At 60.7% G+C, this 17,303-nt stretch carries 20 protein-coding genes and 1 pseudogene; 9 read left to right on the forward strand and 12 right to left on the reverse strand.

The window, feature by feature from the left end; genetic code table 11:
* Nucleotides 1-52 precede the first annotated feature (52 nt).
* Entirely contained in the window at nucleotides 53-625 is a 573-nt protein-coding gene (gene ilvN, locus PY649_RS01805) for an acetolactate synthase small subunit (RefSeq protein ID WP_285866371.1), read from the forward strand.
* Nucleotides 626-786: 161 nt separating this feature from the next.
* Nucleotides 787-1,761 carry a capsular polysaccharide export protein, LipB/KpsS family gene (locus PY649_RS01810; protein WP_285866563.1) on the forward strand — a complete coding sequence of 325 codons (975 nt, stop codon included), beginning with the start codon at nucleotides 787-789 and terminating at the stop codon, nucleotides 1,759-1,761.
* Here PY649_RS01810 and PY649_RS01815 read toward each other — a convergent pair.
* Nucleotides 1,758-2,603 carry an aldo/keto reductase gene (locus tag PY649_RS01815; protein ID WP_285866372.1) on the reverse strand — a complete coding sequence of 282 codons (846 nt, stop codon included), beginning with the start codon at nucleotides 2,601-2,603 and terminating at the stop codon, nucleotides 1,758-1,760. The genes PY649_RS01810 and PY649_RS01815 overlap by 4 nt on opposite strands.
* Nucleotides 2,604-2,809: 206 nt before the next feature.
* Between PY649_RS01815 and PY649_RS01820 the strand changes: the two genes are divergently transcribed.
* Nucleotides 2,810-3,403 carry a LysE family translocator gene (locus tag PY649_RS01820; protein WP_285866373.1) on the forward strand — a complete coding sequence of 198 codons (594 nt, stop codon included), beginning with the start codon at nucleotides 2,810-2,812 and terminating at the stop codon, nucleotides 3,401-3,403.
* Here PY649_RS01820 and PY649_RS01825 read toward each other — a convergent pair whose 3' ends face one another.
* Together PY649_RS01825 and PY649_RS01830 are read right to left on the reverse strand one after the other, a co-directional pair.
* On the reverse strand, nucleotides 3,404-3,871 hold the full coding sequence (locus PY649_RS01825; RefSeq protein ID WP_285866564.1) for a DUF2269 family protein: 468 nt from the start codon (nucleotides 3,869-3,871) through the stop codon (nucleotides 3,404-3,406).
* 2 nt (nucleotides 3,872-3,873) lie between these two features.
* The gene (locus tag PY649_RS01830) at nucleotides 3,874-5,163 is read right to left on the reverse strand and encodes an SDR family oxidoreductase (RefSeq protein ID WP_285866374.1); all 1,290 of its coding nucleotides are present in this window, start codon (nucleotides 5,161-5,163) and stop codon (nucleotides 3,874-3,876) included.
* Nucleotides 5,164-5,297: 134 nt separating this feature from the next.
* Between PY649_RS01830 and nthA the strand changes: the two genes are divergently transcribed.
* From nthA to PY649_RS01845, 3 genes are read left to right on the forward strand one after another with little or no spacing between them, the layout of a single operon-like run.
* Entirely contained in the window at nucleotides 5,298-5,927 is a 630-nt protein-coding gene (gene nthA, locus PY649_RS01835; RefSeq protein ID WP_285866375.1) for a nitrile hydratase subunit alpha, read from the forward strand.
* Nucleotides 5,924-6,583, forward strand: coding sequence for a nitrile hydratase subunit beta (gene nthB, locus PY649_RS01840; protein ID WP_285866376.1), 660 nt, complete (start codon nucleotides 5,924-5,926; stop codon nucleotides 6,581-6,583). The genes nthA and nthB overlap by 4 nt, the downstream gene beginning before the upstream one ends.
* Nucleotides 6,570-6,941 carry a nitrile hydratase accessory protein gene (locus PY649_RS01845; RefSeq protein WP_285866377.1) on the forward strand — a complete coding sequence of 124 codons (372 nt, stop codon included), beginning with the start codon at nucleotides 6,570-6,572 and terminating at the stop codon, nucleotides 6,939-6,941. The genes nthB and PY649_RS01845 overlap by 14 nt, the downstream gene beginning before the upstream one ends.
* 106 nt (nucleotides 6,942-7,047) lie before the next feature.
* Here the strand turns inward: PY649_RS01845 and PY649_RS01850 are convergent, their stop codons facing one another.
* From PY649_RS01850 to PY649_RS01860, 3 genes are read right to left on the reverse strand one after another with little or no spacing between them, the layout of a single operon-like run.
* Nucleotides 7,048-7,845 (reverse strand): anti-sigma factor family protein, encoded by a 798-nt coding sequence (locus PY649_RS01850; RefSeq protein ID WP_285866378.1) that lies wholly within the window; start codon nucleotides 7,843-7,845, stop codon nucleotides 7,048-7,050.
* Nucleotides 7,842-8,396 (reverse strand): RNA polymerase sigma factor, encoded by a 555-nt coding sequence (locus PY649_RS01855; protein WP_285866379.1) that lies wholly within the window; start codon nucleotides 8,394-8,396, stop codon nucleotides 7,842-7,844. The genes PY649_RS01850 and PY649_RS01855 overlap by 4 nt, the downstream gene beginning before the upstream one ends.
* Entirely contained in the window at nucleotides 8,380-8,760 is a 381-nt protein-coding gene (locus PY649_RS01860; protein ID WP_285866380.1) for a COG4315 family predicted lipoprotein, read from the reverse strand. The genes PY649_RS01855 and PY649_RS01860 overlap by 17 nt, the downstream gene beginning before the upstream one ends.
* A gap of 152 nt (nucleotides 8,761-8,912) precedes the next feature.
* Between PY649_RS01860 and PY649_RS01865 the strand changes: the two genes are divergently transcribed.
* Nucleotides 8,913-10,040 (forward strand): ATP-dependent DNA helicase, encoded by a 1,128-nt coding sequence (locus PY649_RS01865; RefSeq protein WP_285866381.1) that lies wholly within the window; start codon nucleotides 8,913-8,915, stop codon nucleotides 10,038-10,040.
* A gap of 94 nt (nucleotides 10,041-10,134) precedes the next feature.
* Here the strand turns inward: PY649_RS01865 and PY649_RS01870 are convergent.
* Nucleotides 10,135-10,605: pseudogene (locus PY649_RS01870) on the reverse strand (MerR family transcriptional regulator); the annotation flags it as partial.
* Between the two features lie 435 nt (nucleotides 10,606-11,040).
* On the opposite strand from PY649_RS01870, the gene PY649_RS01875 reads away from it, so the two are divergent.
* Entirely contained in the window at nucleotides 11,041-11,793 is a 753-nt protein-coding gene (locus PY649_RS01875) for a pyridoxine 5'-phosphate synthase (protein ID WP_285866382.1), read from the forward strand.
* 247 nt (nucleotides 11,794-12,040) lie between these two features.
* On the opposite strand, the gene PY649_RS01880 is transcribed toward PY649_RS01875, so the two are convergent.
* Nucleotides 12,041-12,928 (reverse strand): SDR family oxidoreductase, encoded by an 888-nt coding sequence (locus PY649_RS01880; RefSeq protein WP_285866383.1) that lies wholly within the window; start codon nucleotides 12,926-12,928, stop codon nucleotides 12,041-12,043.
* A 143-nt stretch (nucleotides 12,929-13,071) separates the two neighbouring features.
* On the opposite strand from PY649_RS01880, the gene PY649_RS01885 reads away from it, so the two are divergent.
* Nucleotides 13,072-13,488 carry a winged helix-turn-helix transcriptional regulator gene (locus PY649_RS01885; RefSeq protein ID WP_285866384.1) on the forward strand — a complete coding sequence of 139 codons (417 nt, stop codon included), beginning with the start codon at nucleotides 13,072-13,074 and terminating at the stop codon, nucleotides 13,486-13,488.
* A gap of 43 nt (nucleotides 13,489-13,531) precedes the next feature.
* Here PY649_RS01885 and PY649_RS01890 read toward each other — a convergent pair whose 3' ends face one another.
* From PY649_RS01890 to PY649_RS01905, 4 genes are all read right to left on the reverse strand, one after another.
* A complete protein-coding gene (locus PY649_RS01890; protein ID WP_285866385.1) occupies nucleotides 13,532-14,746 on the reverse strand; it encodes an MFS transporter in 1,215 nt (404 codons plus the stop codon).
* A 55-nt stretch (nucleotides 14,747-14,801) separates the two neighbouring features.
* A complete protein-coding gene (locus tag PY649_RS01895) occupies nucleotides 14,802-15,419 on the reverse strand; it encodes a TetR/AcrR family transcriptional regulator (RefSeq protein ID WP_285866386.1) in 618 nt (205 codons plus the stop codon).
* 81 nt (nucleotides 15,420-15,500) lie between these two features.
* Nucleotides 15,501-16,418: a bifunctional helix-turn-helix transcriptional regulator/GNAT family N-acetyltransferase gene (locus tag PY649_RS01900; RefSeq protein ID WP_432761317.1), complete on the reverse strand. Its 918-nt coding sequence runs from the start codon at nucleotides 16,416-16,418 to the stop codon at nucleotides 15,501-15,503.
* An 85-nt stretch (nucleotides 16,419-16,503) separates the two neighbouring features.
* Nucleotides 16,504-17,223 carry an aspartate/glutamate racemase family protein gene (locus PY649_RS01905; protein ID WP_285866387.1) on the reverse strand — a complete coding sequence of 240 codons (720 nt, stop codon included), beginning with the start codon at nucleotides 17,221-17,223 and terminating at the stop codon, nucleotides 16,504-16,506.
* Nucleotides 17,224-17,303: the final 80 nt, after the last annotated feature.

Consider the following 17,303-nt stretch of genomic DNA (forward strand, 5'->3'; position numbering starts at 1 on the left):
AGCATCGAGCCGGCATCCTGACCATAAGAACCGAGGAAACGGAACAAGGACTATGACCGCACACCTTCAGCCCACGGGCTCTGCCTATTTCATTTCGCCCGAGACCGCCACGGCCGAGAGCCATACGCTTTCGGTACTGGTCGACAACGAGCCCGGCGTGCTTGCCCGCGTCATCGGCCTGTTCTCCGGCCGTGGCTACAACATCGAAAGCCTCACTGTTTCCGAGACCGAGCATCAGGCGCATCTGTCGCGCATTACGGTCGTCACGCGCGGCACGCCGGCGGTGTTGGAGCAGATCAAGGCTCAGCTTGAGCGCATCGTGCCCGTTCATCGTGTCGTCGACTTGACGGTGCGCGCCCGCGATCTCGGCCAGGAACGGCCGATCGAGCGCGAAGTGGCGCTGCTGAAGGTTACCGGAAGCGGCGAGACCCGTGCCGAAACGCTGCGGCTTGCCGATGCCTTCCATGCCAAGGTGGTGGATGCGACCGTCGAACATTTCATTCTCGAGATCACCGGCAAGTCATCGAAGATCGATCAGTTCATCGCCATCATCAAGCCGCTCGGTCTGATCGAAGTCTGCCGCACCGGCATCGCCGCGATGAACCGCGGCCCGCAGGGAATGTGACGAACCTGCTGCGTTGACCGGTTTTCGGGCGTCGCGTAGGTTCGCGGTGCACGGGGCACGTGCGAGGCGGGCCCCATCTTACGCAGGTGGCATAGTTGGCGTTTTCGACCGAAGAGTATAGGCCTGATATCGGCGAGAAGAGCTGGCATCCTCCGGCAGGAATGCGTCTCGGCGCTACATTTTATGTCCGCAATGCCTTTCCCTGGCTCGGCCAATATTTTGGGGGTCAGAAGATAGCATCTACGCTATCGCCAGGTATTGGCGGCGTGCTTGCCTGGGGTGGCCGTGCACCGGCAAAGACGGCTGCGGCGATCGCGCGGTTGCGTGGATTGCCACGCTGGAATCTGGAAGACGGTTTTCTGCGCTCAGTCGGCCTTGGGAAGGCCGGCTCCATCCCTCTTTCCATCGTGGTCGACGATCTCGGTCTACCCGTGGACGCAAGCCGACCCTCGCGCCTTGAACGCCTGATCGCCGGCGCGGAAGATGCCGCAGAACTGGGCAAGGCTATCCGCGAACAGATCGTCCGCAATCGGATCTCCAAATACAATCACCTGCCGCATCGGGCGCCTGTGATCGAGCGGAAGACGAGGCGCCGCATCCTTCTGGTCGATCAGGTCGTCGGCGATATCTCGGTCAGCAAGGCGCTCGGCTCGCACGCCTCGTTCGAGCGGATGCTCGCAGATGCGCAGGCAAGCGGGGCGCAATGTTTGATCCGGACGCATCCGGACGTCATGGCTGGCCACCGCAAGGGATATCTGACCACCGAAACTGCCGGCAAGGGTGGAGCGATATTTCTCCATGATGCCATATCAGTCGCATCAATTCTTGATGTTGTGGATGAGGTCTGGACCGTCTCTAGCCAGTTCGGCTTCGATGCGCTGCTGCGCGGTATGCCGGTTCGCTGTTATGCCGCGCCCTTCTATGCCGGCTGGGGGCTGACGGAAGATCAATTCGGTGTCTACACCAAGGCGTCGCTTGCAGGGCGTCGAGCCAAGCTGCGGACTATCGATCAGATCGCTGCAGCCGCCTTCTCGCTTTATCCCACCTATCGCGATCCGGCGGACTGGCGCCAGATCGATGTCTTCCAGGCAATCGAATTGATCGTTGCGCAGCAGCGCGCGGGAGCCCGCATTTAGAGCATTTCTAGAGACTTCTTTCGCGACGGCGGTGGAAATGCGGCGTCGAGGGTAGCCCAATCCTCGTCGGTGATGTCGAGCGAGACGGAGTCACGGTTTTCCGCGACTCGTTGCACGTTCGAGGTCTTGGGAATGGCGATCACGCCATCGCGCTCGAGCAGAAACGCAAGCGCCACCTGCGCCGGCGTTGCCTGATAGGTCTTGGCGATGTGGATCAGCTCCGGATGATGCGCCAGCCGGCCCTGCTCGATCGGTGAGTAGGCCATGATCGGGATATTGCGCTCCTGGCACCAGGGCAGCAGATCATATTCGATGCCGCGCCGGCCGAGATTGTAGAGCACCTGGTTGGTGGCGACGTTGGCACCGTCGGGAACGGCCAGCAGTTCCTCCATGTCATCGACATCGAAGTTCGAAACGCCCCAGGCGCCGATCTTGCCGGCGGCTTTCAGCGCTTCGAAGGCCGCCACCGTTTCGGCCAGCGGATGTTCCCCGTGCCAGTGCAGCAGATAGAGGTCGATGCGGTCGATTTTCATCCGCTTCAGGCTCCGCTCACAAGCTTGGATCGTCCCCTTGCTGCTTGCATTGTGAGGATAGACCTTGCTGACGACGAATACCTCGTCGCGCCGTCCTTGGATCGCCTGGCCGACGATTTCCTCCGCGCCACCTTCGCCATACATTTCGGCGGTGTCGATCAGTGTCATGCCGAGATCGAGCCCCGCCCGCAGGCTGGCGATCTCTTCCTTGGTTCGGGCGGCTTTTTCGCCCATGTTCCACGTACCCTGGCCAAGTGCCGGTACCGTGAGGCCGGAGGGAAGAGTGACGGTCGGAATGGGGTCGTGCATGGCCTGTCCTCGCTGCTGGAGAGGCGAAGGATAAGTGCATTCATCGGGATTTCAATCGACGCCTTTCATGTCACCATGACAATCATGCCATGGCACTAAAATCCTAGGCGAATTAGGGTTGCGTTACACACGCGCCGCTGCGAAAGATGCGCGTCACGGCGAATAGACGCCTGCTTTCTCCCGAGAGCGGCGTCCGGAGAGGTTTTATGGCGCTGAACACATTTCTGGCTCTATTATTGTTTGCTTTCACGACATCGATCACTCCGGGGCCTAACAATATGATGCTGTTCGCATCGGGCGTGAATTTCGGTTTCCGCCGCACGATCCCGCATATGCTCGGTATAGGCGCCGGCTTTCTGTCGCTGCTGCTCGGCGTGGGGCTGGGGCTTGGCGCGCTGCTGCATACCGTGCCGCTGCTCTATACTATCCTGAAGTTCGCCGGCGGGGCCTATCTCGTCTGGATCGCCTGGAAGATCGCAACCTCCCGCAGCCTCAGCGAGAAGGAAAGCGGCGTGGAGCCGATGAGTTTCCTGAGTGCTGCGGCCTTCCAATGGGTCAATCCCAAGGCTTGGGTGATGGCGGTGACCGCCATGGCGACCTACACCAATCCGCAGCTCTATCTGGTCAGCGTCTTGCTCGTCGGCCTTGCTTTTGCGGCGGTCAATGTGCCGAGTATTTCGACCTGGGCGGGCTTCGGCTCGGCCCTGCGCGACTGGCTTTCCGACCCCGTTCGCCTCAAATGGTTCAACATCACCATGGCGGTGCTGCTGGTGCTCAGCCTTTGGCCGATGCTGAAGTAGCTATACGGACGGCTTGTTGAGCATCAGCCAGAGGATGCCAATGACTGCAAAAAAAGCAGGAAAGCCGCAGGCAAACCAGATGCGATAGAGACTGTGATAGGCTGCCGGCAGCGGCATATCGGTCTCGGATGCCGTTCGGGCGAGATCGCGCAATCGCATTTGTATCCAAACCACCGGCAGCCAGAAAACTCCGGCCAACACATAGAGCATCAAGGACAGGGCGATCCATCCTTCTTCGAGCGACCAGCCGATTGATCGCGCGAGCAGATAACCGGTCACCGGCTGAAGGACGACGGCCGTTGCCGTAAAGATGGCATCGGCGATGACGACTGTTCCGGCGACATGTGCGATCAGCTTAGGGTCGCCGGTGCGATGCGCCATAACCATGAAGAAGGCGATGCCAGCGCCAGTGCCGAAAAGTACCGTGGCGCCGATGACATGCACAAGGCGAAGAAGCTCCTCTACCAGCATCAGCGCTCCTCCAATACTGCAAGCGTGGCAAGCGTCAGCAGGATTGACGGCAGTGCTTTGACTAATGGTCCGAGAGGATCGAGCCAAAGCGACGATTCGAGCACCGTGCCGCCGGCGAGATAGCCGAGGGTGGCAGCGAGCATTCCGCGCAAGGCCGACAGTGCGGACGGCCGCGCAAGAACAAAGGCGCCAAGGATTATGTCGAGCAAACAGGTGGCCAGGGTCAACGCCATTGCTATGCCGTCCGGCATGAACGGCAGGAAGTGGCGGCTTGCGGCTGTCGGAGCCATCATGGGGATGATGCCCGACAGCAACCAGAAGAGTGCCAACCCGCCGATCATCAATGGCTTCAACAGGTAGAGGCGGGCAAACCATAGATCCTGAACGCCGGAGGGGTTGGCTTCCAGCGTTTCGACGGCCGTTGCCAACCGTTGGCTTGGCAGGTGCTGTGCACTTCTGCGGCTCAGAACTCCTTCGGACATCACGGCCATCGCGGTCGATCGCAGCGGCGAGCGCCATCCAAGCCTGCCGGCGATATCGGCCGCCCAGGTCAGCGGCTTTGCCAAGCCGGTCGGTATCGGCACGATCCGCGCCGGCGGGAGGCCGAGCCAGTTCCGATGAAGGATGACGAGTTCGCGGAGCGTCAATGCCTCGCTGGCAGCAAGATCGATGTCGGTGCCGGATTGGAATTCGCCGGCAACCGCCGTTGAAACGATCGCGGCGACATCATCGACCGAGACCGTTTCAACGGGGCTTTGGGCATAGATGAGAGGCAGGACGTGAGGTATGGCAGCAAGCGCGCGCAGCAATGCCGTACCGCCATGCGCGTTGCGGCCGAGGACGAGCGCCGGTCTCAGGATAACGTGATTGAGACCGCTTGCGGCCAGCGCCTTGTCAGCCTTGCGCTTCGTCACCAGGAACGGCTGGTCCTGGCCTCCGCCTTCCGTGCGGGCGGAAATCTGCACGACGCGCTCGATTGCCGATTGTGCGGCGGCGGCATAGAGCGCCAGCATCGCCTTTTCCTGCGTGGCGCCGAGATCGTCAGAAAGCCCGTCCTGAAGGGCGCCGGCGCAATTGATGACAAGCTGATGGCTGTTCAGCACCGTACGCCAGTCTGATGGATCGGTCATTTCGGCCAAATCGGCTTTGATCCAGGCGATCGACGGGTGTTTTACCCGCGCGCGATTGGGATGGCGGGCGAGACCGGTGACCATATGCCCGTCTCTGCGCAATCGCGCTGCGATCGCAGAGCCAATGAAACCAGTTGCGCCGAGAATCAAAATCTTCATGGTGGGCAGACTATCCAAAAGCGCTGGCAAGGGGAGGGTCCCGGCATCTGATTGCGGTTGTAATCCGCAAAGAAGGCTTGGCGGCGGTATGGCAAAGGCTTAGGTTTGAGGCTTATTCGACGGGGAGATTCCTTATGCACGATCATGACGGCCATCATCACCATGATCATGACAACCATTATTCCGATATGCAGGCGCGGGTGAAGGCGCTGGAGACGTTGCTGACGGAAAAGGGGCTGATTGATCCGGCGGCGATCGATGTCATTGTCGAGACTTATGAGGCCAAGGTCGGGCCGCGCAATGGGGCGCAGGTGGTCGCAAAAGCTTGGAGCGATCCGGAATTTGCGGAGTGGCTGAAGCGTGACGCGACGGCGGCGATCGCCAGCCTCGGCTTTGCCGGCCGACAGGGCGAGCATATGCGGGCGGTGTTCAATACGCCTGAGATGCATAATCTCATCGTTTGCACGCTTTGCTCCTGCTATCCCTGGTCGGTGCTCGGCCTGCCGCCGGTCTGGTACAAGGCGCCGGCCTATCGCTCCCGCGCAGTCATCGATCCTCGCGGCGTGCTAGCCGAATTCGGCCTGACCTTGCCGGAGGGCAAGAAGATTCGCGTATGGGATTCGACGGCGGAGCTGCGCTATCTCGTCATCCCTGAGCGTCCGGCCGGAACGGAACGCATGAGCGAGTCGGCTCTGGCGGATCTCGTCAGCCGCGATGCCATGATCGGTACGGCAATCGCCAAGGCACCAGAGGTGACGATATGAACGGCCCCCACGATCTCGGCGGGCAGATGGGCTTCGGTCCGGTGGCGCCGGAGCCGGACGAACCGGTCTTCCATGCGGAATGGGAGAAGCGGGCGCTCGGTGTTACGCTCTCCTGCGGTGCTTTCGGCGCCTGGAGCATCGATGAAAGCCGGCACGCGCGCGAAAATATCCGTCCCGCCGAATATCTCGCTGCCAGCTATTATGAGATCTGGACGCGTGGGCTTGAGATGCTGCTGGAACGGCATGGTTTTGCAACGCACGAGGAGCTGCGATCCGGCCATTCGCTACAGCAAGGAGCCGTGCCGAAGCGCGTCCTGAAGGCGGATATGGTCGCCGGTGCTCTCGCCAAGGGCGGCCCCTGTGACCGACCGGTCGATACGGCGCCGCTTTTTGCAGCCGGCGATCGCGTTCGGACGAAGAATATCAATCCGACAGGGCATACCCGGTTGCCACGCTACGCGCGAGCCAAGGAGGGCGTGGTGGAAGCCGTACAGGGCTCGTTCGTCTTCCCCGATGACAACGCGCACGGCAAGGGCGAGAATCCGCAATGGATCTATACCGTTGTTTTCGATGCCCCGGAAATCTGGGGCGAGGGCGCAGATCCCGCGCTGACCGTCTCCATCGATGCCTGGGAGAGCTATCTTGAGCGCGTGTGAGACGGTGTCGCCGCTGGCACAGTCGCCGCAGTTGCCGAAATCTGTTGATGGAGAACCGGTCTTTCCCGAACCCTGGGCAGCCGAAGCTTTTGCCATGACTGTGCATCTGCACGAGAAGGGCTTGTTCAGTTGGAGCGAATGGGCAGAGCAGCTTTCTGCCGAATTGCACAGGCCTGGCCGGGCTGAGGACGGCAGTGATTATTTCGACTGCTGGGTAGCGGCACTTTCCGGTCTGCTGGTCAGTCGCGGTATCGCGGATGCTGGCGTGATCCTCGATCTGCAAAAGAGCTGGCAGCGCGCGGCGGAAGCGACGCCGCACGGCAAGCCGATTTTGCTGGAAAACGATCCGGAGCGCTGAGCGGTCTAAAGCTCGTCGCGATCTTTCAGATTCCCTCCGACGCTTTAGCTCGTTGTTTGTGCATGTCGTTTTCGCAAAACCGCCGCACACTTTTGCGCGACAGGCATTAGGACGAGAACTGCTTATAGCATTCGTCGGCCACCTGCCTCAGCATGTCGCGCGAGATTTCGCCGGTGACGGCATAGCCGAGATGGCCGTCGATCCAGTAGAAGGTCTGGACCGAACCTGCGCTGGCGAAGCGGAAGCTCGTCGTGGTGTTTTCCCTGTTATTGCCGACAAGCACGGTCAGACGCTGGCCGGCAGCATTCTCATACATGAAGAGAGCGCCAGGCGTGCCGTTGATAGGCAATAGCCGGCCGCCGACGAGCTGGAAACCGAGCCTTTGCAGGCTCGGCACCTTGAGATCGGCGACATTCATGCGCTTGCCGAGCCAGGTCGCGAGATGCGCCTCCTGATCCGCGCCGACCTCCACCGGGTGGCGGACATCGCTGGCGTAGACGGTGAAGGCCGATTGCGCCTGCCGCGGCAGGGCTTCGATACCGGTCAGGCGAAGATCCAGCGGCGTCAGAAGAGGCGGGCCGAAATGGCCGACGGCGGCGCCCACCAGGAAGATCGCCAGAGACGCCGCGGCCGTCGACAGCCAGCGAAGCCGACGTGACGTTGCGGCCGGCGCCGGCGTAGGAGTAGGCGATACCAGTTCACGGTCGCTTTCCTTCGAGGTTTCGTATGGCGCAAACAACGCCTTAATGCCGGCGTTTTGCGCCTGCCAGGCGGCGACCATCTCCGCTTGTTCGGGGTTTTCGGCAAGCCAGGCCTCCAGCCGGGCGTGCTCGTCCGGCGGCAGCAGCCCGTCTGCAAAGGCATGGAGATCCGCTTCGGTCACGGTCGGGTTACGTTCGCTCATTTCGGTCTCCGAAGCGCAATGACATTATCGGCATTCATCAGGCTGGTCATTTTCCGGCGCGCTCGCGACAGTCGCGACATCACGGTGCCGACAGGAATATCCAGCGTGGTGGCGACGTCCTGATAGCTGTAGCCTTCGACCACGACCAGCATCAGCACGGCGCGATAATCCTCCCCAAGACTGTTCAGCGCCGCTTCCAGTTGCGAGCGTTCCAATGGATCATTGTTGGTTTCTGCTGCCGGCAGATCGGCGCTGTCGTCGAGATCGACAAAGTTGCGGCCGTTTTGCTGGCGCAGACCGTTTCGGTAGAGATTGGTCATGATGGTGAGCACCCAGCCGCGCAGGTTCAGCCCGCGCCACTGGCTACGCCGCGCCAGCACCTTTTCCACACAATCGTGAAGAAGGTCTTCGCCATCGGCGTCGGAGCGGGTGAGGCTGCGCGAATAGCGCCTCAGCGAGGGAAGGAGCGCCAGCACCTCAGCCTCGAAGCTGTCGGGCGCGGGGGTGGCTTCCCCCGCGTCCCCGTTAGTCCGATCAGGGCCGTGCGGCATCCCACACGCCCTTAAAGCCGTCGCCGGCAACGTCGCCTGCCTTGGCATCCTTGACAAAGAAATAGAGCGGCATGCCGTCCTTCGCCCATTGTTTCGTCCCGTCTTTGCGGGTGATGATCGAATATGCGCCTTCTGCCTTGGCATTGCTATCGGCCATCAGCGGGGGCCATGCCTTGGCGCAATCGTCGTTGCAATTGGAGACATCCTTCTTGTCGTTCTTGAAGGTGTAGAGCGTCATGCCGTTTTCGCCGGTGAGAACCTTGCCCTTGGCGCTTTCGGCGGTCTTTACCGGGGCGGCGGCAAAGGCCGATGTCGCAGCAGCCGATGCCATGATCAGGATCGGCAGAAATTTCGCGGCTTTCATGATTTTTCTCCTCGAAGTGGTAGACACCAATGGTCCAGGCCCCACGTTTTTGCGTTGCCGGACATGAGACACGGTTTGCCTCGATTTTATTCCCGGCAAATCCCGTTTTTTTACCGCTTGCTTCTGCCGGCCGAATCCTGCCAAGTCGCGCCATGCAATTTGCGCCGCAACAAGACGAAGCGCTCAAGGCCGTTGCCAACTGGCTGAAGGAGGGACGCTCGCCGCTGTTTCGCCTGTTCGGCTACGCCGGCACGGGCAAGACGACGCTTGCGCGGCATTTTGCCGAGCATGTCGACGGCGATGTGCTGTTTGCTGCCTTCACCGGCAAGGCAGCGCAGGTGCTGCGTTCGCGCGGCGCCAGCAATGCCAAGACCATCCATTCGCTGATCTATCGCCCGCGCGGCGAGGAGGCTGTCGAGGACGAGGAGACCGGCAAAACATCGATCGCGCCGATGTTTACCATCAACAGGCAAAGCCCGGTCGCCAAGGCAGCGCTAATCATCGTCGACGAATGTTCGATGGTGGATGAAGCGCTCGGCAAGGACCTGATGAGCTTCGGTACGCCGATACTGGTACTCGGCGACCCCGGTCAGTTGCCGCCGGTCTCAGGCGGCGGTTTCTTTACCAATGAGGAGCCGGACTATCTGCTGACGGACATTCATCGCCAGGCACGGGACAATCCGATCATTCAGCTCGCGATGCACGTGCGCGAGGGCAAGGAAATCATGCACGGCGATTTCGGCACGGCGCAGGTGATTTCGAAGAACGAGGTCACGCAGCCGCTGGTGCTGGAGGCCGATCAGGTGCTGGTCGGCACCAACCGTACCCGCCGGCGCTACAATCAGCGTCTGCGCGAGCTCAAAGGATTTACGGCCGAGTATCCGCAATCCGGCGATAAGCTGGTCTGCCTCCGCAACGATCCCGCCAAGGGCTTGCTTAACGGCTCACTTTGGCAGGTGATGACATCTTCCCGGGAAACGACCAAGCCCGGCATCAATCTGCTTGTGCGGCCGGAAGATGACGACATGGATCGGGGTGCTGCGAAGATCAAGCTTTTGAAGCAGGCCTTCGAGGATGTCGAAGGCGAAATCCCCTGGTCGACACGCAAGCGCTACGATGAATTCGATTACGGCTATGCGCTGACCGTGCATAAGGCGCAGGGTTCGCAGTGGAACAATGTGGTGCTGTTCGATGAAAGCTGGGCGTTTCGTGATACACGCGAGCGCTGGCTCTATACGGCGATCACGCGCGCGGCCGAGAGGCTGACGATCGTCCGCTAAGGTTTTTCACGCTTGTATCGTCGATGGGGATAGATGCTCCGCTGTGCAACTGGCAGTGCGCTTGTCGAGATCAGAGATCGTCGCCGTGCGCGTCGGGGGGCTCGGAGGTATTGGCGTAGTCGAGGAGATCGGCAACTTTCTGCATCTGCCGGTTCAAGGCCGACATTTCAACAATGAGTTCGCGTTTGCGGTGGTTGAGCGCCGTGCGGAAGATGATCTCGGCATGGTTAGGCGTTTCCGCATCATCGAGCTTTTCCATGACCTCCTGGATGACGGCGATCGACATGCCGGTTTCGCGACAGACGGTGATGACTGCCATGCGCAGCACATCGTCGGTGCCGTAGATTCGCATCAGCCCATGGCGGTCAGCCGAGATCAGTCGTTTCTCCTCGTAGAAGTGCAGCGTCCTGTGGGTGACTCCGAAAGCGCTGGCCATATCCGCAATGGCGACCGCCCCTTCCGGCAGGTTGGAAGGAAGTGCTGACTCCGGCAAGAACCGGTACTTGGCGTGCGCCTCCGATATAAGATTGGCGGCAGCAAACAGACGTTTGGAACCGTCAGACATGAGTCCCTCCATAATTCTGTCCATCCCCTTTTTGTCCCGGCGCCCCACGCCGTGATTGAGTGTCTCTTCTTTTGTGTGGTTGAAGGAGGAGGCCGCTGCTACGCCCAACTCGTTTTCACAATGACGCGACCAACAAACGCAGATGTCGCCGATGAAAATTCTTAGGTTTCATAAGGACAAATTTACTTTGGGTGAGCTTGTGCTCCCTCGTTCCCCCGGGATGACCGAAATCGGGCACCCGACACAATGACGCTAACCGGTTTCGGCGAAATTATAAGTTGCCCGAAGGGCGTATCGTCGGTGAGGTGGGGCGTTAAAAGAGGGGAAGACCATCAATCTTTTGCATGAGTCGATGTTCGAATCTCGTTGGTCTTGCGGCGTGCAATCGCATAAAACGGAGGGTATTATCCTCTTTAAAAATCATGGATTTCGATCATGCCCGCCAAGCTCTCCGTGAACCTCAACGCCATCGCCATGCTGCGTAACCGGCGCGACCTTCCCTGGCCAAGTGTAACCGGGCTTGGACGGATCGCTCTTGCCGCCGGCGCGAGCGGCCTGACGGTGCATCCGAGGCCCGATCAGCGGCACGTCCGCTTCTCCGATCTGCCCGATATCCGGGCGCTGATCGACGATGAGTTTCCAGAGGCGGAGTTCAACATCGAGGGTTATCCGACCGATGAGTTCTTCGATCTTTGCGCCGGCGTCGAGCCGGAACAGGTGACGCTGGTGCCTGACGATCCGTCGCAGGCGACCTCGGATCACGGTTGGGATTTCCGCAAGAACCGCGAGCTGCTGGTCGATGTCGTTGCCAGATACAAAAAGATCGGCTGCCGCGTTTCGCTGTTTGCCGACGGCGACGGCGATGCCGAAGCGGTGAAGATCGCCAGGGAGGTCGGTGCCGACCGCATCGAGCTTTACACCGGCCCTTATGGCGGCTGCTACGACGCGCCGGAGCGGGCCGCTGTCATTCTCGATGCTTTGGGCAAGACGGCCGATGCCGCGCTTGCCAATGGACTTGACGTGAATGCCGGTCACGACCTGACGGTTGCCAACCTGCCGGCGCTCATCAAGCGCATTCCGGCACTTGCCGAAACGTCCATCGGCCACGGGCTGACCGCCGATGCGCTGGAATATGGCATGGCGGAGACTGTACGGCGCTTCCGCCGGGCTTGTGGGCAGGCGGTTTAAGCATCCGGCTCTGCAGCTAGTCAGGCGAGTTTGCCTTTGCCGTGCTCTTTCGCCTGGCCCCTCATCCTAGCCTTCTCCCCGCATCGCGGGGAGAAGGGACGACGGAGCAAAACTATTAGCCCGGACATTCGGTTAGGGCTGTGTTCGAGGCATGAGACTCCCTCTCCCCGCTCGGGGGGGGAGGGTTGGGGCGAGGGGCCATGCTTGAAGGTGCGGCGAGGATCATCTTGCCTGACCTTTCCAAAACTCAGCCGAGCAACGCCGCCTTGTGTTCCTCGACGAAGCTGCGCAGCGTCTGCGGCTCCTTGCCGGTCAGCTTGTTGAAGTCGTTCGTGAGGATGTTGAAATTGCCGGCGCGGGTATTGGCATCCGCGGAGACGAGCATGTCGACCACGAATTTCGGCAGGCCAGCGCCGGTCAGGCCGGCGGCGAACTGTTCGTCATTGACCTGCACGACTTCCAGCGGACGACCGGTGATCCTGCTGACGACGCTCGCGACGTCCTCGATGGTGACGGCGGTCGAGCCCGTCAGCGTATAGGTGGCGCTTTCCGTCGTGTCGGAGGCTAAGGCGGCGGCAATGGCAAGGGCGCAATCTTCGCGGCTGATGTTGCTGACGCGACCGCCACCGGTCGCGGTGTACCACCTGCCGACTTCGAGGCTGTGCGGCAGGCCCATCAAGTAGTTGTCGAAGTACCAGGCGTTGCGCAGGATCGTATAGCCGAGGCCGCTGGCCTTGATGGCATTTTCCGTGCCGAGATGGTCGAGTGCGAAGCTGACGAGCGAGTTTTCCGGTGCCGGCATCGAGGTGTAAAGGATGTGTTTAACGCCAGCCTGCTTAGCGGCCTCGACGGCCGTCGTGTGCTGCTTCAGGCGCTGACCGGGGACGGCGAGCGCGTCGGTGCTGATGATCAACAGGCGATCGACGTCGGCAAAGGCTGCCGGCAGGGTGGCGGCGTCATCGAAATCAGCCTTGCGGGTAACGACGCCTTTGGCGGCGAGGCTTGCCAGCTTCTCCGGGCTGCGGGTGGCGGCAATGATGCGGCCGGGCGCAAGCTTGTATGTCTCCAGCAGGTGATGAATGACGCGCTGGCCGAGGTGGCCCGCGGCGCCGGTGACGAGAAGGGTGCTGCTCATGTCTTTATCCTTGTTCTACCGCCGCGGACTTGCGAGGGTTTTGTTACTCTCAAAAAGAGACTAGCGCTAGAATAGGAATTGACTTCGGCCTGTAAAGAAGGCAGTTTTTTGGCTCTACGTTACCAAAAGGGAACCGCCCCGCCATGAGCGCCCGCACCGTCGTCAATCTTCGCAATACAGAGGCTCCGCCGCGCGTCGTCGATATCAGCAAACTCGATTTTACCAATTGCCCGGTGCGGGATTTGATCTCGCAGATCGGTGGCAAGTGGTCGGTGCTGCTGCTGGAAGCGTTGGCGCAGCGTCCTTACCGTTTTGGTGAGCTGCGGCGCATGGTGCCCGATATTTCGCAGCGCATGTTAACCCAGACGCTGCGCGACCTGCAGCGCGACGGCTATATCGACCGCGAGGTGTTTCCGACCAAACCGCCAAGCGTTGAATATCGCATGACCGATCTCGGTCGTTCGCTCTATGGGCCCCTGGCGCAGCTCCTGAATTGGGCTGAAGCCAACCACGACGCCGTGCGCGCAGCACGCGTCCGTTTCGATCAATCGCAGGACTAAGCGCGGCCCCATCGGAGCCGGGTCGCGCCCTTTCGCTGCCGAATCACTTCTGCCGTTCCGTCAAGAAGATGAGCAGCGCCACGACAGGGAAGCCGACGGCGATCCACGAGGCGAGATTCCAGCCGCCGGTGGCATAGGCCCAGCCGCCGATTGCGGAGCCGAGCGCGCCGCCAGTAAAGAATGTCGCCATGTAGAGACCGTTCAGGCGGCTGCGATGTTCGGCGCTCAGCGCAAAGATGGCGCGCTGGCCAAGCACGAGATTGGTCTGCACGCCGAAATCGAGCAGGATGCCGGAAAGCGTCAATGTCGCAAGTGCCAGCAGCGAGCCGCTTCCGGAGGCATGAGCGATGAGGAGGGCGAGGATGGCGAGCACCATGGCGAAGGCGGTGGCAAGCTTGGTCCAGCCGCGATCGGCAACACGGCCGGCTATCGGCGAAGCGACCGCGCCTGCGGCACCAGCGAGTGCGAAGAGGGCAACGCCATTCTGCGTCAGGCCGAAAGCCGGGCTTGCGAGCAGCAACGGGGTCGTTGTCCAGAAGACGCTGAAGGCGCCGAACATGCAGGCTTGATAGAGGGCGCGGCGCTGCAGCACCGGCGTGCGCAGTGCGAGATGGCCCATGGACGAGAGCAGTTGGCCATAGTGCAGCTTGGTATGAGGAATGCGGGTCGGCAGGACCGCGCGGAGGATAACGGCAAGCCCGATCATGACGCCCGCGGAGAGGATATAGACCGCATGCCAGGAGGAGAGCTCCGACAGGAAGCTCGCCGCCGGACGGGCCAGCATGATGCCGCAAAGCAGGCCGCTCATGACATTGCCGACAACCGCGCCGCGGCTGGCGTCCGGCGCCATATGGGCCGCGAACGGCACGAGGACTTGGACTGCAACGGAAGCAATGCCGATACAGAGCGAGGCAAGCAGGAAAAGTGACGGTGACGACGCGAAGGAGGCGCCGATGAGCGCTACGGCCGAAAGGCCGATCAGCGTCAACACCAGCCTGCGGTTTTCCACGAGATCGCCGAGCGGGACGATCAATAGCAGACCAAGGCCATAACCGATCTGCGTCAGCGTCACGATCAGACCAGTCGCCGCCGGCGTGAAGCCGAGCGCCTGGCTGATCGGGCCGGCCAGCGGCTGGCCATAATAGAGATTGGCGGCCACCAGCCCGCAAGCGGCGGCAAACATGAACGTCATCAACGGCGAAATGGTCTTTTCGGGGAGCGAGGCGCTCTCCCGTCTGGCGGCGGCGGTTGCGGGCATGTCATGATCCTTGATGCGGGCAGGGGAGGCGATCCCCCAAAATTCTTGTGAAAAATCAGTTCAGCAGTTTCATGGCCGTCTCGGCGACGGCGAGCATATGTTCGGTTTTGCGACCGGTCTTTCCGATCACGCGCATGCCTTTCGTAAGGGCAAGCAAGGTGCAGGCGGTGCTTTCAGGGTCGATATGCTTTGACACGGACCCATCCGCCTGACCCAGAAGAATGAGGTCCCGGATGCGCCGCTCGTCGAAATCGAAAGCTACGCTGACACGGCTGGCGACCTCCTTATCGAAAAGCGCAAGCTCGATCGCACTGCCGACCACGAGACAGCCTCTGCGGCCGATTTCGCCGCATGAAGCCTCAGCGAAGAACGCCACCAATGAACGCAGCTTTTCATGCGCGTTTGGGGCCTTGGCAAGAGACTCATCAATCAATTGCTGGCGCACATGGCGATAGCGATCGAACACGGCCAGGAACACGCCGCGTTTGTCGCCGAACGCCTTGTAGACGCTGCCTGCGGTCAGTCCCATGGCCTCGGTCAATTCGCTAATCGAGGCGGCATAGTAACCGCGCTCGGAAAAGACCCGCAGCGCCGCATCGAGCGCTGCGTCCACATCGAATTCCCGCGGGCGACCGCGAAGCTTCGGGGAAATGTCCTGCATGTGTGTCGTCATGCAGATTGTTTAGGAAATGATCGTTTCCAAATCAAGAGGAATTTTTGCAGTGCAACAAGACGTGATGCCGCGCAATCTGGTTCAAAGATCCAGAACCCACGTCTGGCCATTCAATTCCGGGCCAAACATGCGATGCTTTTCCTCGGAGACGAGCCGGAAACCGGCTTGAATATAGATGCCTCTGGCGGTGTCGAGGATGTCGTTGGTCCACAGCGACAGTTGGCGATAACCGGCGTCGCGGGCAAAACGGATGCATTCGCCGACCAGCAGTTTGCCAAGGCCGAGACCTCGCGCCGCCTTGTCGACGTAAAGCAATCGGAGCTTTGCGATCCCGTCACCGCCGTCGGCAACCATGACGGAGCCGACATTCAGTCCCCCCCGCTCGGCGATCCAGCATCGATCTTTCTGCGGGTTGAAATTGGAGAGGAATTTCCCGGCGACCTCGGCGACCAACCCTTCAAAACGCATATCCCAACCGAATTCTTCGGAATAGAAGCGCCCCTGACTTTGCACAATCCAACCGATATCGCCGGGACGATGGGCGCGGATGATGGCGGCGGGCATGGCGTTGGCGCTTGAGTTGAGTACGGCCCGTATCGTCTGCATCGCCTCGACGACACGTTCCGGCTCACCGATGGCCAGTGCGTCGAAATGCCCGGCGATCTCGGCGCGCGAGCGGCGGACGAATTCATGGAACTGCGCCCGTCCCTTGCCGGTGACCGTTATGATCTGGCTGCGCAGGTCCTCCGGATCGGGCTTGGTTTCGACCAGGCCGTCTTCGCGAAAGCGCTTCAGAATGCGGCTGAGATAGGCGGGGTCAAGATGCAGGTCCCGCGTCAGTGTCGAGGCGGCGACGCCCCCACGGGAACCGATTTCGAACAACACGCGGACATCGGTCAAGGCGTAAGGGCTGTCGAGATAGGCTTTGTTCAGGACGCCGAGGAAATTGGTATAGAAGCGATTAAAGTCGCGGACTGCGTCGATGGTCGCGAATTCCATAATATCAAGCATGGACATCATCTCCTTAAAATATAAGAGACGATGTCCACCATTTATTTGACTCAGTCAAGTAAATTTGGCTTGATCAAGCGGCCCGGCTAGCGGCCGCTTTTTCGCTGCCGAGAGCGAAATCGACGGCACTCAGTGCGTGGATCGCCGTGGTGTCGAAGCCCGGCAGGGTGAGCGCGTTCGGGTCAAGGATCAGGCAGATCTCGGTGCAGCCGAGGATGACGCTATCGGCGCCCTCAGCTTTGGCGCGCTCGATGATCACCATCAGTTTCCGGCGCGACTCGTCCTTGACGATGCCGGCGCAGAGTTCGTTGAAGATGATGTCGTGGGTAACTGTTCGGTCTTCAGCGCCCGGCACCATGACGGAGACGCCGTTGCGGGCCATGCAATCGGTGTAGAAGCCGTGCTCCATCGTGTAGCGCGTGGCAAGCAGCAGCGGCTTGAAGCGGCCGGCGGCTTTCAGCGCGGCGGCCGTCTCGTCGATAATGTGGATCAACGGGATGGAGACGCGAGCGGCAACTTCCGGAGCGATCAGATGCATGGTGTTGGTGCAGATCAGCACGCATTCGGCGCCGGCGATCTGCAGGCGAAGCGCTGCATCGCCGAGACGGGCGGCGGCGTCGTCCCAGCGTCCGGCCTTCTGGAGGGCGACGATTTCTTCGAAATTGACGGAATACATCAGCACTTCAGCCGAGGCGAGGCCTCCCAGTCTGTCACGAACCATCTCATTGATAAGGCGATAATAGACCGCCGAACTCTCGAAACTCATACCGCCGATCAGGCCGATAGTGCGCATGCTGCTGTTCTCCGTTCTTAATAAGGAATAGCAGAATATTGAGACATTTCACCCGCTTGGTGTTTGCAATCTTTGTCTTT

Source organism: Rhizobium mayense (genome assembly GCF_030272705.1).
GTDB classification, from domain to species: domain Bacteria; phylum Pseudomonadota; class Alphaproteobacteria; order Rhizobiales; family Rhizobiaceae; genus Rhizobium; species Rhizobium mayense.

What these genes read in the sequence shown, in the direction of transcription:
- PY649_RS01820 (WP_285866373.1), top strand. Translation starts at nt 2,810, where the DNA reads ATGGCGCTGAACACATTTCTGGCTCTATTATTGTTTGCTTTCACGACA.
- PY649_RS01895 (WP_285866386.1), bottom strand. Translation starts at nt 15,419, where the DNA reads ATGACGACACACATGCAGGACATTTCCCCGAAGCTTCGCGGTCGCCCG.
- PY649_RS01900 (WP_432761317.1), bottom strand. Translation starts at nt 16,418, where the DNA reads ATGGAATTCGCGACCATCGACGCAGTCCGCGACTTTAATCGCTTCTAT.
- PY649_RS01865 (WP_285866381.1), top strand. Translation starts at nt 8,913, where the DNA reads ATGCAATTTGCGCCGCAACAAGACGAAGCGCTCAAGGCCGTTGCCAAC.
- PY649_RS01890 (WP_285866385.1), bottom strand. Translation starts at nt 14,746, where the DNA reads ATGCCCGCAACCGCCGCCGCCAGACGGGAGAGCGCCTCGCTCCCCGAA.
- PY649_RS01855 (WP_285866379.1), bottom strand. Translation starts at nt 8,396, where the DNA reads ATGCCGCACGGCCCTGATCGGACTAACGGGGACGCGGGGGAAGCCACC.
- PY649_RS01885 (WP_285866384.1), top strand. Translation starts at nt 13,072, where the DNA reads ATGAGCGCCCGCACCGTCGTCAATCTTCGCAATACAGAGGCTCCGCCG.
- PY649_RS01830 (WP_285866374.1), bottom strand. Translation starts at nt 5,163, where the DNA reads ATGAAGATTTTGATTCTCGGCGCAACTGGTTTCATTGGCTCTGCGATC.
- PY649_RS01875 (WP_285866382.1), top strand. Translation starts at nt 11,041, where the DNA reads ATGCCCGCCAAGCTCTCCGTGAACCTCAACGCCATCGCCATGCTGCGT.
- PY649_RS01860 (WP_285866380.1), bottom strand. Translation starts at nt 8,760, where the DNA reads ATGAAAGCCGCGAAATTTCTGCCGATCCTGATCATGGCATCGGCTGCT.
- PY649_RS01905 (WP_285866387.1), bottom strand. Translation starts at nt 17,223, where the DNA reads ATGCGCACTATCGGCCTGATCGGCGGTATGAGTTTCGAGAGTTCGGCG.
- PY649_RS01850 (WP_285866378.1), bottom strand. Translation starts at nt 7,845, where the DNA reads ATGAGCGAACGTAACCCGACCGTGACCGAAGCGGATCTCCATGCCTTT.
- PY649_RS01815 (WP_285866372.1), bottom strand. Translation starts at nt 2,603, where the DNA reads ATGCACGACCCCATTCCGACCGTCACTCTTCCCTCCGGCCTCACGGTA.
- nthB (WP_285866376.1), top strand. Translation starts at nt 5,924, where the DNA reads ATGAACGGCCCCCACGATCTCGGCGGGCAGATGGGCTTCGGTCCGGTG.
- PY649_RS01880 (WP_285866383.1), bottom strand. Translation starts at nt 12,928, where the DNA reads ATGAGCAGCACCCTTCTCGTCACCGGCGCCGCGGGCCACCTCGGCCAG.
- ilvN (WP_285866371.1), top strand. Translation starts at nt 53, where the DNA reads ATGACCGCACACCTTCAGCCCACGGGCTCTGCCTATTTCATTTCGCCC.
- PY649_RS01810 (WP_285866563.1), top strand. Translation starts at nt 787, where the DNA reads ATGCGTCTCGGCGCTACATTTTATGTCCGCAATGCCTTTCCCTGGCTC.
- nthA (WP_285866375.1), top strand. Translation starts at nt 5,298, where the DNA reads ATGCACGATCATGACGGCCATCATCACCATGATCATGACAACCATTAT.